An 11,514-nucleotide genomic window follows, 5' to 3' on the forward strand; every position below is an offset into this window, starting at 1 on the left:
CGAGACGATCCGCAAAGCGCGCCGCCGGGCGACCGCCCAGTGCAAGAGCAAGATGCCGAACGAGGCAGTCCAGACGGCACTGTTACCTTAACCCAAGTGTAAACATCAGTTGCGATAACGGGTGATGACCGAACCTCGTTCTTCGCTTTACTGCCGCCATCGTTATCCATCTGAGATTATTGCAGAGGCGGTGTGGTTGTATTTCCGCTTTCCGCTAAGCTTTCGCATGGTTGAAGACATGCTGGCTTATCGTGGCATCTTCGTCACATATAAGACCGTGTACGAATGGGCGGAGAAATTCGGACGTGCTTATGCCAGTAATATCCGTCGCCGCACACCGCGGCTTGGCGATAAATGGCACCTGGATGAATGTGTAATATCTATCAAAAGTGAGCATCACATTCTTTGGCGAGCAGTTGATCAGGATGGTTTTGTTTTGGATGTTCTGGTCCAGAAACGCCGTAATACCAAGGCCGCCAAGCGCTTCATGCGCAAGCTTCTCTCTGCACAGGGCTGTGCACCCCGGATCATGGTCACCGATAAACTACGATCATATGGCGCTGCCAAACGAACGATGGGACTTAGCGTCGCCAGCATAAGGGTTTGAACAATCGGGCAGAGAATTCGCATCAGCCGATCCGACGACGAGAGCGGGTTATGAAGCGCTTTAAATCGGCGCGACATGTGCAAAATTTCACGTCGATACATGATCCGATCTACAACCTAAATTATTTCCCCCGAAACCAATTCAATGCCGCCGATCATCGTGAGTTACGACAAGCCGCCACTGACATGTGGCGCGAAATCACGTGCCTGAAATCCGCATGACAGATGCGCCAAAGAATACGTTACGTCTGGACTCTCGTTAAAGTAACAGTGCCGCGAAATGAAGATCCGTGGCTGAGGATGTAACTGAAGACTGTCCACGGAAATTATTTGCTGCGTAGTTAAAACGTACTTCTGAAAAAGTCTTAAGAGTCCCAAGGTCTGTTTCAGTCGCGGTCGATGTCTGAAAGGCAATACGATAAGAGTATCCCCATCCGGATCGTTCGCGTCCATTATAGGCGTCATCCCCAGCTTTTACGTCATGGCGCAAATAGCCATGAATTCGCAGACAAGTTTCTGTTCCTGGTAGATAGAAATAGCCAGCACCATAAGCGTCACAAACGCGTACATATTCCACATTCTCAGGTTCAGGTGCGATGACTGAATCAGAAGCCTGAACAGCATTTTTTGTGAGTACCAAAACTGCACAGCTTGTTAATAACGCGCGATTTTTCATTTTAACTCCAGTGAGTGCATAGCATCCAGTTTCTTGCCGATTCAGTTTCGACCCAAAAAACATGATCCTTATATTCAAGAATATATTGTAATGTAATTACATAACGAGCACATTTTTGCTCATTAAATGGTTTTTCCACCTTCATTTTATTTATTGTGCAGCGGAGAAGAAATCTTGGAGACCTGAATGAACAAAGACGATAGTTTAAGTTGAAAGGTTGAAACCTCTGCTGCATTTTCGATGGTTAATCAGGCATATGATGCCTGCGAGATGCCTCCAAATAGGGTCGGCAAATCCAGCGGTCGGAAGCCATAATGTTTTAACCAGCGTATATCGGCGTCGAAAAAAGCTCGCAGATCTGGCATGCCATATTTGAGCATGGCGATGCGATCGATTCCCATTCCCCAAGCAAAGCCTTGATATATATCCGGGTCCAGACCGCAGTTTTGCAGCACCTTCGGATGTACCATTCCGCAACCAAGGATCTCCATCCATTTGGTGCCTTGTCCGATGCGCAGTTCTCCATCCTCTGTCGAACACAGGATGTCTGCTTCCATTGACGGCTCCGTAAAAGGGAAGAAGGATGGCCGGAAGCGCATTTTGAGATGCTCTACCTCAAAAAAGGCTTTGAGAAAGTTTTCCAGCACCCATTTCATGTGTCCCATATGGGCGCTTTTATCTATGACAAGGCCCTCAAGCTGATGAAACATTGGCGTATGTGTCTGGTCGCTGTCGTTGCGATAGGTCCGGCCAGGTATAATGACACGGATCGGCGGCTGAATCGCTTCCATTGTTCTGATCTGTACCGGCGACGTATGTGTGCGCAAAACTTTGCGTTGCCCATTGGCGTTTGCGTTCATGAAAAATGTATCATGCATTTCACGGGCGGGATGGCCTTCGGGGAAATTGAGCGCGGTGAAATTATAGAAATCAGTCTCGATTTCCGGTCCTTCTGCGAGGGAAAACCCCATATCGGCGAATATAGCCGTGATTTCATCAATGACCTGTGACACAGGATGAATTCGACCGTGCGTTTCCGCACCTTGCCGTACCTGCAAACTTACGTCTATTTTCTCTGTAGCTAGTTTGGCTTGCCTGTTTAACCGCTTGAGATAAGACTTGCGTTCAGCCAATGCCGCTTGAACCTGATCCCTGATCTGGTTAATTTCGGCACCGCGAAGTTTACGATCTTCAATGGACAGCGAGCAGAGCGTCTTGAGCTGAGCTGTGATCACGCCCTGCTTTCCAAGTGCCTCGACGCGAATTGTCTCAAGCGCCTGTTCATCAGTGGCTGCAGAGATGCGGGAGAGGAAATCGTGAATGGTTTTTTGCATAGATTATCTCATGACCGCATTTTTCGCTGCCTGACTTTGTGGCATAGAAGCAATTTCACCTAAGGTTATCGGCTTGATCGGCATGCGTAAGCGCAAATGACCAACTTCATGCACGGCCACGCCTCGTTGCTCGGCGATAAGCTCGATCACGCTGGACCCGCATTGACGCCCCTGACATGGCCCCATGCCCGTTCGAAGATAGGCCTTGAGCTGATTGGGTCCCTGTACGTTGAGATCGCGTGCGACATCGCGAATTTGCTGAACGCGAACCTCTTCGCAACGACAAATGATTGTGGAGGGATCGCTGGGGCGCAGTATTTCTTGTGCCGGACGAAAGAGCCGATCAATAAAGCTGCGTCCGCGCGCTAGGCGTCTCAACCGTTTTTGGAACGGAAGAGACAAGGCATCGCCGGTTACGACGTCAATCCGGCCAAGGGCTTTTGCTGCGGATACCGCAGCCAGTTTTCCGCGGATGGCAGCACTGGGAGCTCCGGCGATACCTGCACCGTCACCAGCAATTGCTATGCCGTCAACAGAGGAATTAAGCCGCGTATCAACCACGGGCGACCAGCCATGAATGGATTCATTCCAAACCAGTTCGCAACCCAACGCACTGGCCATATTGATGTTCGGAATGACGCCTTGATGTAGAAGGACCTGATCGCAGTCAATAGTTTCTTCCCGGCTTTTGCTGATAAAGGTGATGGCCTGAACGCGATCATTGCCCGTGATCTTCAGGTTGGTAACATTACTTCGCACCGGCAAGGAAAACCGGCTTTTTAGAAGAAGCTTGAGGCCATAAAAAGCATAATCCGAAAGTAGGAATTCCGGCAACTTTGGCAGGGCTGCGGTGAAATTACAGCGTGGTGTGGTATCCAGCACGGCAACGATGTTAGCACCAGCCCGCTTGAGCTGATCGGCGAGCAAGAGTAGTAAAGGTCCGCTGCCGGCAATTATGGTCCGCCCTTGTGGTACGAGAGCGGAAGCTTTAAGCGCGATCTGCGCCGAGCCTGCTGTCATGACACCTGGCAGAGTCCATCCCGGTATGGGAAACGGCCGTTCCAGTGCGCCGGTCGCTAGTATGATCCTTTTCGTCTGAATCAAACGCGCTTTGCCATTTCGGGATAATCCGATTTCAAAATGGTTCGGTTCGATCAATGCGCCTTCATCGTCGCGGGCGGGCTCAGCTGACCAGACGGTGGTTTCAGGCGTATAATCAACAGTCGCTCTTTGAAATTCCTCCGCAAGCGCCAATCCCTCCCAGTAAGCTGGCCCAAGAACGTCACGCTGCTTTACCGGGCTTGTGGTAATGGCGCGATATATTTGTCCGCCAAGGTTGAGATTTTCGTCTGCCACAAGTGTTGTCAGGCCCAGTTCGCTCGCCGTGGCGGCTGCCGCAAGCCCAGCCGGTCCTGCTCCGACGATAACGAGGTCGTAAAGCTCCGCCACACCATCAAGATTTTCGATCCGGTTCATGGACGGGTTTTCTCCAATGCGTCGAGGGTGCGAGGACCATGCTGTGTTTTGACGACCATTCCCTCGCGTAGGGGCGTGAGGCAGGCTTGGCGATTGCCAACGCCGTCAACGACGACCAAACATTCAAAGCAGACCCCCATGAGGCAATAGGGACCGCGGACGCTTCCTGAAATCGGGGTCTTGCGGAACGCACTGACACCGTTGGCCAGAAGAGATGCCGCAAGAGTGTCGCCATTGCGTCCGCGCATCGGACGACCGTCGAAACTAAAGGCGACCGTCGCTTCGCGTGATTGATTGGTTGCATCACGGGTTGGGTGATCGTTAATGGGCCGGAACATGGAACCTCTTCGGGGTGAATGGAGCCAGGGCTTCAGGCAACCGGGCGGTTTTTGCGAGCGCGGGTCCGAGTGTCATTGCATGGACACCGGCAAGTGTTACGCCTGAGTGACAGCTTGTAACGAAAGCTGGTGGATCATCGTCGGTCTGATCGTAGATCGGAAATCCGTCAGGGCTCATAACGCGCAGCGCCGACCATGTCCGCACCACATTGAGATGCTGCAGCAGCGGAAACATCTGTATTGCCCTGTCCGCCATCACGGACAGAACGCCGGTGCCGGTAATGTTTTCGAAGCCGACATCTTCCTTGCTGTCGCCGATCATGACACCACCTTCGTTCGTCTGGCGGATCGTGACCATTGGATTATCCAGAAAAGGAGCCGTCTTCTCGGTGACGATCAATTGCCCTCGACTGGGCTTTACCGGAGCATCGAGACCGATCATCGGCGCAAGCCGAGCATTACCGAGACCTGCGGCAAGAACCAGCTTTCTTGATCGAACCTCACCCCATTGCCCTTTTATATTGTAGCCTTGCAATGTCCGTTCGATAGTCTCGACGGGATGTGCAGGGCGGTATTCACTGCCCTTTATGGTGAGGTATGTATGCAGGGCGCGCATGAGCAGAAGTGGATTGGCATGGCCATCAAGCGGACTAAAGACGGCACCTTCAACCTTGTTGCCAATATGTGGTAGCCGTCTCTTCACCTCGTCATGGTCCAGTATCTGATAGGGAAAATGCATTGTATCGGGCTGAGCGTGAAATTGCTTTAGTTTCGTCAGTCGCGCGTCGATTTCTTTTTGGGAAAGACAGAGCGTAAAGCCGCCGGGTTGCCGATGGGCGACATCAATGCCGGTTTCATCGTGCAGAATAGCTGCCAGTTCGTTCCATTCCTTGGCGGAACGCTGTGTCCAGGCCGAATAGGGCGGCAGGGTTAGCCCCTTTGATTGCACCCATACTAAAGCAAAATTGCTGCGGGAGGCACGAAATGCAATGTCGCCTTCATCGAGCAGAATGACGCTTTCGCCGCTGCGTGCGAGGCCGAATGCGATCGAGGCTCCCACGATACCGCCGCCCACGACAATTGTTTCTGCTTCTGTCATTTTATAGTGCGACACGTTGTTTCTTTCAGCTTTGCGACCGGCATCTCTATGGGCTTAAGTGAGAGAATTAGACGTGGTATCTGCGCTCTTCAATGAGCCCCACGCATAGATCAATTACCTGCTGTTATAGGCAGGTTGCGAGCAGCGATTTCTGAACGGCTATGCCTATTTGTAAAAGCGCATAATCGCGTTGATTATGGCCGATGAGCATCATGCCAACGGGTGCGCTATCGGGTGGCTGGATCGGTATTGTCAACGCAGGCAGATCAAGGAAGTTTGCCAAATTACAGTTGCGTAAAATAAGGGCGCTCATGGCTTCAAAGGCTTGCGGTGTCTCAACATCGGCAATGAGTGGCGCAACCACCGGGCAGGTCGGCATGACGATAGCATCATATGCCTGAATCTTCGTGCGCACCGCTACAGTAATCGCCTGCCGTTGTCGTAGTGCGTCAATATAATCGGTGGCGCTGATGGATGCGCCTTTGCGCAGACGCGCGAGAAAGATCGGATCGATGCGTTCGGGATGGCTGGTAATGAGATTTCGATGAATGGAAAATGCTTCAGCCGGGGAAATTCCACCTCGGGCATTGAGATCGCGAATATTCATTATTTCCGGCAGGCTTATATGAGAAAGAACGGCACCTTTCTCCGACAACCTCGTCAATGCCGCTGAAAATGCCTGCGCAACTTCGGGCAAAAGGTCTTTCAACGGTTCTCCGTCGATGATGGCGATACGAAGTCCCTTGAGAGGCAGAGGAGGGGAAAATGAAATCTGCGTTGCATCTGGGTCGCCAAGAGCCGCATTGATCCTTGCACAACACGATACCGACATGGCAATCGGGCCGACAGTGTCCAGCGAATAGGAACGAGGAAATACGCCTTCTAGCAGAGAAGATGAAAAGGATGGCTTGAAACCCGAAACACCGCAAAGAGCGGCTGGCGCGCGAATGGAACCACCCGTATCGGTGGCAAGGGAGCCGGCACACATGGCGTCGGCAACAGCGACGGCAGAGCCGGAAGAAGAGCCGCCCGGAATGCGTCCGCGCACTCTGTCCCACGGATTGCGCGGTGTGCCGAAATTCCGGTTAAGGCCGATGCCTGAAAACGCAAACTCGGACATGCTTGTGCGACCAATGAGTATAGCACCTGCTGCGCGCAGACGTCTGACTGCTTTCGCGTCGGTTTGGGCTGCGGGCTCCTCATCACGGGCAATCGACCCGGCCCGTGTGATTTCGCCCGCTATGTCGAATGCGTCCTTGACCGAGATCGGGATGCCGCAAAGCGGCAAGGTAGCATCGCGCCATAAGGCGTGACGGTCGATATGATCGGCCAGATCGCGGGCACGATCATGCCAGACCTGCATGAAGCTGTTCGCACCTTCGCCCGCGGGATCGTCTATTCTCTCCAGCGCTTCTTCGACGAGCTGGCGCGCCGTGGTGGTCCCCGTGTGCAGGGCAGTGGAAAGGGCAGCAATCGTCCTGTTGTTTCGCATGATACAGGCTTAGTGCAGGATTTGCGAAAGAAACAGTTTTGAACGCGGATGTTGCGGATTGGAGAAAAATTCTTCGGGCGCGTTGGTCTCGACGATCTGTCCTGCATCCATGAAAATGACCCTGTCGGCGACCTCGCGGGCAAAACCCATTTCATGGGTTACGCAGAGCATCGTCATGCCGTCGCCTGCAAGTGACACCATCGTGTCGAGCACTTCTTTGACCATTTCCGGATCAAGCGCGGAGGTCGGCTCATCAAACAGCATGATTTTCGGGTTCATGCACAAGGCGCGAGCAATGGCGACCCGCTGCTGTTGCCCGCCGGATAACTGGCCCGGATATTTATGGGCCTGTTCCGGGATCTTGACGCGGGTGAGATAATCCATCGCGATTTCTTCGGCATTTTTACGCGACATTTTTCGCACCCATATCGGGGCGAGCGTGCAATTTTGAAGAATGGTCAGATGCGGAAACAGGTTGAAATGCTGAAACACCATTCCAACATCCCGACGCACTTCGTCCACTCTTTTCAGGTCATTAGTCAGTTCTGTGTCGCCAACGACGATTTTGCCTTTCTGATGTTCCTCCAGACGGTTGATACAGCGGATCATCGTCGATTTTCCCGAACCGGATGGTCCACAAATGACGATTTTTTCTCCCTTTTCTACGGTCAGATTGATGTCTGACAGAACCTGAAAGTCCCCATACCATTTGCTGACATTGGACAGGGATACAGCGAGAGGCGATATTTCTGGTTGCATGAGTTTGATCCTTGAAATTTCAGAACATTCAGCCGGCTTTTGGAGACAGGCGCATCCGTGTCTCGATCATCCTGACAAGCGCTGAGAAACACAGTGCGAGGGTAAGGAAAATTATGCCGACAACTGTCATTGGCTCCGCGTAGCGAAAGGTCTCTGAAGCGATCTCCAGTGCAATGGACAGCATTTCCGGGACGGCGATAACAGCCAGATAGGGCGTCGCCTTCAACAGCGAGACAAAGTAATTGCCCATGGGCGCAGCAACATTGCGCAGCATCTGCGGCGCGATCACCAGCAGCACCAGTTGCAGGCGTTTCAGACCGAGTGCCTTTGCCGCCTCGAACTGGCCTCTCGGAATTGAATCGATACCCCCTTTGAAGACTTCTGCAAGATATCCGCTGTAATAAAGACTTAAGGCAAATACCCCGACGAAAAGGGCTGGCAATGTCAGTCCATATTCAGGCAGAACGAAGTAAAAGAAGTAAATCTGCACCAGAAGGGGCGTGGATCTGATAACGTCGATCAGGAAGCGCATGGCATAACGACCTGGCCGGCTTGAACGGCGCAGGATTTCCCAGAGAAAACCCAGAAATGCCGCGCCAAGACAGCCGATTATAGTGGCAAGCAACGTGGTCGTCAGGGTGCTGAGGATACGCGGCAGGATCGACAGTGCGAATTCGAAACTAAAGGTCATGGGCAACCTCGCGGCCACGGCTCACTCGGCGTTCGATCATGCGTCCAATTATGGTTGCAGGATAGCATATCAAAAAATAGACGATCAGAAGCGCGGTATAGATTTTGGCAGGGCCATAGTGGATTTGCGACAGGGCTTTCGCAAGAAAGGTCATGTCGGCCAAGGTTACAAGGGAGACGAGCGAGGTTCCCTTGACGAGCTGGATGAACTGATTGATGAATGTCGGCGTCATGGCGGCCAGAGCCTGTGGCAATTCGATTAGATAAAGAATGCGCAGACGGCGGAAACCCAAGGCATAGCCGGCTTCGACCTGTCCCTGGTCCAGTGCTTGAAGAGCGGCGCGGACAGCCTGGCTGCCATAGCCGCCAATATTGAGCCCCAGCACCATGGCGCCTACGGTCATTGCTGAGAGTTGAACGCCGAGACCCGGCAGGGAAAAATAGAAACCGTAAATAAGGATGATGACCGGAGAGCTGCGCCAAAACTCGATGATGGCGGTTACAAGCAGTCGAGTGATGCCCTTTGTGAAATGTTGCGCTACACCGAAAACGAAGGCGAATGGAACAGCATAGAGCATACCATACAACGTCACCTTGATGGTGACGTTGATGCCGACGAGAATATTCGCCAGAATATCGAACATGCTCATTTGGGCTGTTCCGGTGCCGAGCAGAGTTGTTCTGCGGTCTTGTTTGGTGGAAGATTGTTTTTGGTGAAGCCGGTATCGAGGATGATCTTTTCGAGTTCCCCGCTATCCTTCAGCTTGTTAAGCTGTTCATTGTAAAGATCGCGCAAGTCGGTGTCATCCGGACGAAAAGCGATGGCCGTTACCATTGCGACATCATCGCCTTCGGCATTCTTCAGCGGAATGAACGGATCGGCTCTTTCAATCCCTTTTACGTTTGGATCTGACATGGTGGCAATGATTGTAGCCGCTGACATAACAACGGCGTCCACGCGTTTGGCGACAAGCGCAGAAACCATAGATTCAACATCCTGAAACTGCTGCATCTGGGATTCGGGCACTCCCGCCTGAATTGCGTGAGCTGCATTACCCGATCCCCGGGCACCCGCGAGCCTTACCTTCGGATTGTTCTTTACATCCAGAAAGCTGTGAAGATTCAGCGGATTTCCTGAAGCGACCAGCAGGCCATCACCGCTCGTAAGGTCGGGTTCGCTAAAGATGACCGATTTGCAGCGGGCAGGCGTGATGCCAACGCCCGCAGCTGTCATGTCAAATCGGCCAGCCAGCAAACCGGGTATCATCGTGCTGAATTCACCGATGACGAATTTCACTTCCGTTACGCCAAGCGGTGCTAAAGCCGCACGAATGATGGCTGGTTGTAAACCGGCAACTTTGCCATCCTTATCGAGATAGCCCCAGGGAACACGGTTATGAATTCCAATGGTTACGCTTTTTTCTGAGAGAATTCGATCCTTGGTGGTTTCGGCCTGCGCCGGAACTGCGGTCAAACCTGTCAGGATAGCAATTGCAATGGCGGGAAATGCAGGATTACGAGAAAGTCTGCTCATGGTGATCCCCTGATATTTATGGTTGGACGGCTGCTGAAGCCCTAGCTTCCTCAGTCGATAAGGGGATCATAAAGTGCACTCTATCCAGATCAATTGCCCCATACGCAACACTCGATACGTTGCGGTTATGGGCGCTTTAGCCGAGATCGCGTAGGCTTCTTGCACCAGTAGGGGGTAATGTGCGCGCCTGCATCAATGCGGCAGCCATGGCATTGACAATACGTGAACGCTGAATGTCGGGTCTGAAAAGCAGATGACTTTTGAAATAGACATCCGGGGTGAAAGGTCGTACCTCAAGTCCACGTTCAGAAAACCCGTCGGCGGCGATCGGGTTGGCAATTCCAACACCTATCCCTTCAAGGGCGAGCGCACAGACAGTCGCTGAATTCGGCGTCTCGATCACCACGGATGGCTCCGCCTCATATTTGCGAAATATGGTGTCGAGATCTTCACGTATCTGATCTCCCGGCGCCAGAGCAATGAATGGTTCACGGTGTAAAAATTCTGGGCGGATTGTCTTCTGCGAAGTTAGCGGATGTTCGCGTGGTAGCACGCAGACTGCTTTAAAACTGGCAAAACGTTGATGATCGATACCTGAAAGATCAATTTCATCTGCTGCCAGTCCAATGTCGAACTGCCCGGTTGCAACGAGATTTTTGATATTGGGGGAGGAGTCTATATGCAGCGTGACCGCGACATCGCTGTGGTCCTGCTGAAAGAGTTTGACCGCGCGCGGAACGAGCGTCGAGCCCATGGCTGCCAGACTGGCTATACGAATATGGCCGGAGCCAAAATCGCGAATTTTGAGCGCCGACGCTTTAAGACGGTCCATGGCAAGGAAGGCATTGGCCACTTCTTCCGAAAACAACTGACCTTCCGGGGTGATGACCAGTCGCCCACGAACCCGATTGAAAAGCAGAAATCCGAGTGAAGCTTCGAGATCGGCTATGGAGCGGCTGATTGCCGGTTGTGAAATGTCCAGCAGTTCAGAAGCCCTTGAAGCCGAGCCACCGCTGATGACTGCGCGGAAAATCTCCAATTGACGAAAGTTCACAAGCGCAGGGCTCCCAATTTTTCCGATATGTACCAAGTTTCCCGGAATTCACCTATAATCAGATTGCATGGAGCTAGAACCCTTAGTCAATTGAGTTCATCTCCCGTCGGCGTTTTCTGTGGGGAAGAAAGGTACCCTGCCGATGTACGACCAGACCAAATGCGTTCACCATCCGATCGTTTCCCAGGAGGGCTTTGTAAGCCTTGGCGTCGCGACTTACCGCGCTTCGACAATCGTCTTTGATGATGCACAATCCTATAGCAAGCGTCAGAGCCGTGGCCCGGACGGTTACAGTTACGGCCTTTATGGCACACCGACAAGCCGTACGCTTGAAGCGCAATTGACACAACTTCATGGCGGGGTGGGTACTGTTTTGCTACCCTCAGGTCAGGCTGCTATTACGGGCATAATGCAGGCGATGTTGCGCCCCGGCGATCGGGTTTTGGTCCCCAGCAG

The 11,514-nt window shown here is 52.5% G+C and carries 12 protein-coding genes and 1 pseudogene; 2 read left to right on the top strand and 11 right to left on the bottom strand.

Features of this window, described 5'->3' with window-relative positions:
* Positions 1-124: 124 nt before the first annotated feature.
* Positions 125-828: pseudogene (locus JNC70_RS15835) on the top strand (IS6 family transposase).
* Positions 829-865: 37 nt separating this feature from the next.
* On the opposite strand, the gene JNC70_RS15840 reads toward JNC70_RS15835, so the two are convergent.
* The 11 genes from JNC70_RS15840 to JNC70_RS15890 all read right to left on the bottom strand — a co-directional run bounded on the left by JNC70_RS15840 (position 866) and on the right by JNC70_RS15890 (position 11,094).
* Entirely contained in the window at positions 866-1,282 is a 417-nt protein-coding gene (locus JNC70_RS15840) for a porin (RefSeq protein ID WP_374788658.1), read from the bottom strand.
* A 248-nt stretch (positions 1,283-1,530) separates the two neighbouring features.
* Entirely contained in the window at positions 1,531-2,616 is a 1,086-nt protein-coding gene (gene pheS, locus JNC70_RS15845) for a phenylalanine--tRNA ligase subunit alpha (protein WP_374788659.1), read from the bottom strand.
* A 3-nt stretch (positions 2,617-2,619) separates the two neighbouring features.
* A complete protein-coding gene (locus JNC70_RS15850) occupies positions 2,620-4,092 on the bottom strand; it encodes an FAD/NAD(P)-dependent oxidoreductase (RefSeq protein ID WP_374788660.1) in 1,473 nt (490 codons plus the stop codon).
* Complete coding sequence (locus tag JNC70_RS15855; RefSeq protein ID WP_374788661.1) at positions 4,089-4,430, bottom strand: (2Fe-2S)-binding protein; 342 nt, start codon at positions 4,428-4,430, stop codon at positions 4,089-4,091. The genes JNC70_RS15850 and JNC70_RS15855 overlap by 4 nt, the downstream gene beginning before the upstream one ends.
* Entirely contained in the window at positions 4,414-5,529 is a 1,116-nt protein-coding gene (locus tag JNC70_RS15860) for an NAD(P)/FAD-dependent oxidoreductase (protein ID WP_374788662.1), read from the bottom strand. Before JNC70_RS15860 ends, JNC70_RS15855 begins: the two co-directional genes overlap by 17 nt.
* Positions 5,530-5,653: 124 nt before the next feature.
* Positions 5,654-7,021, bottom strand: coding sequence for an amidase (locus tag JNC70_RS15865; RefSeq protein ID WP_151659438.1), 1,368 nt, complete (start codon positions 7,019-7,021; stop codon positions 5,654-5,656).
* Between the two features lie 9 nt (positions 7,022-7,030).
* Complete coding sequence (locus tag JNC70_RS15870) at positions 7,031-7,780, bottom strand: amino acid ABC transporter ATP-binding protein (protein ID WP_151659437.1); 750 nt, start codon at positions 7,778-7,780, stop codon at positions 7,031-7,033.
* 28 nt (positions 7,781-7,808) lie between these two features.
* On the bottom strand, positions 7,809-8,471 hold the full coding sequence (gene ehuD / locus JNC70_RS15875; protein WP_151659436.1) for an ectoine/hydroxyectoine ABC transporter permease subunit EhuD: 663 nt from the start codon (positions 8,469-8,471) through the stop codon (positions 7,809-7,811).
* Complete coding sequence (locus JNC70_RS15880; protein WP_151659435.1) at positions 8,461-9,120, bottom strand: amino acid ABC transporter permease; 660 nt, start codon at positions 9,118-9,120, stop codon at positions 8,461-8,463. The genes ehuD and JNC70_RS15880 overlap by 11 nt, the downstream gene beginning before the upstream one ends.
* Entirely contained in the window at positions 9,117-10,004 is an 888-nt protein-coding gene (ehuB, locus tag JNC70_RS15885; RefSeq protein WP_374788663.1) for an ectoine/hydroxyectoine ABC transporter substrate-binding protein EhuB, read from the bottom strand. Before ehuB ends, JNC70_RS15880 begins: the two co-directional genes overlap by 4 nt.
* 136 nt (positions 10,005-10,140) lie before the next feature.
* Positions 10,141-11,094 carry a LysR substrate-binding domain-containing protein gene (locus JNC70_RS15890; RefSeq protein WP_374788664.1) on the bottom strand — a complete coding sequence of 318 codons (954 nt, stop codon included), beginning with the start codon at positions 11,092-11,094 and terminating at the stop codon, positions 10,141-10,143.
* Between the two features lie 106 nt (positions 11,095-11,200).
* Between JNC70_RS15890 and JNC70_RS15895 the strand changes: the two genes are divergently transcribed.
* Positions 11,201-11,514: PLP-dependent transferase (locus JNC70_RS15895; protein WP_374788717.1), on the top strand; the 314-nt coding region annotated here is incomplete at its 3' end.

It is taken from the genome of Brucella oryzae (assembly GCF_041929965.1).
GTDB classification, from domain to species: Bacteria; Pseudomonadota; Alphaproteobacteria; order Rhizobiales; family Rhizobiaceae; genus Brucella; species Brucella oryzae.

Bases quoted from the DNA above. Each gene is read 5' to 3' on its own strand.
- JNC70_RS15840 (WP_374788658.1), bottom strand. From the start codon at position 1,282: ATGAAAAATCGCGCGTTATTAACAAGCTGTGCAGTTTTGGTACTCACA.
- pheS (WP_374788659.1), bottom strand. From the start codon at position 2,616: ATGCAAAAAACCATTCACGATTTCCTCTCCCGCATCTCTGCAGCCACT.
- JNC70_RS15850 (WP_374788660.1), bottom strand. From the start codon at position 4,092: ATGAACCGGATCGAAAATCTTGATGGTGTGGCGGAGCTTTACGACCTC.
- JNC70_RS15855 (WP_374788661.1), bottom strand. From the start codon at position 4,430: ATGTTCCGGCCCATTAACGATCACCCAACCCGTGATGCAACCAATCAA.
- JNC70_RS15860 (WP_374788662.1), bottom strand. From the start codon at position 5,529: ATGACAGAAGCAGAAACAATTGTCGTGGGCGGCGGTATCGTGGGAGCC.
- JNC70_RS15865 (WP_151659438.1), bottom strand. From the start codon at position 7,021: ATGCGAAACAACAGGACGATTGCTGCCCTTTCCACTGCCCTGCACACG.
- JNC70_RS15870 (WP_151659437.1), bottom strand. From the start codon at position 7,780: ATGCAACCAGAAATATCGCCTCTCGCTGTATCCCTGTCCAATGTCAGC.
- ehuD (WP_151659436.1), bottom strand. From the start codon at position 8,471: ATGACCTTTAGTTTCGAATTCGCACTGTCGATCCTGCCGCGTATCCTC.
- JNC70_RS15880 (WP_151659435.1), bottom strand. From the start codon at position 9,120: ATGAGCATGTTCGATATTCTGGCGAATATTCTCGTCGGCATCAACGTC.
- ehuB (WP_374788663.1), bottom strand. From the start codon at position 10,004: ATGAGCAGACTTTCTCGTAATCCTGCATTTCCCGCCATTGCAATTGCT.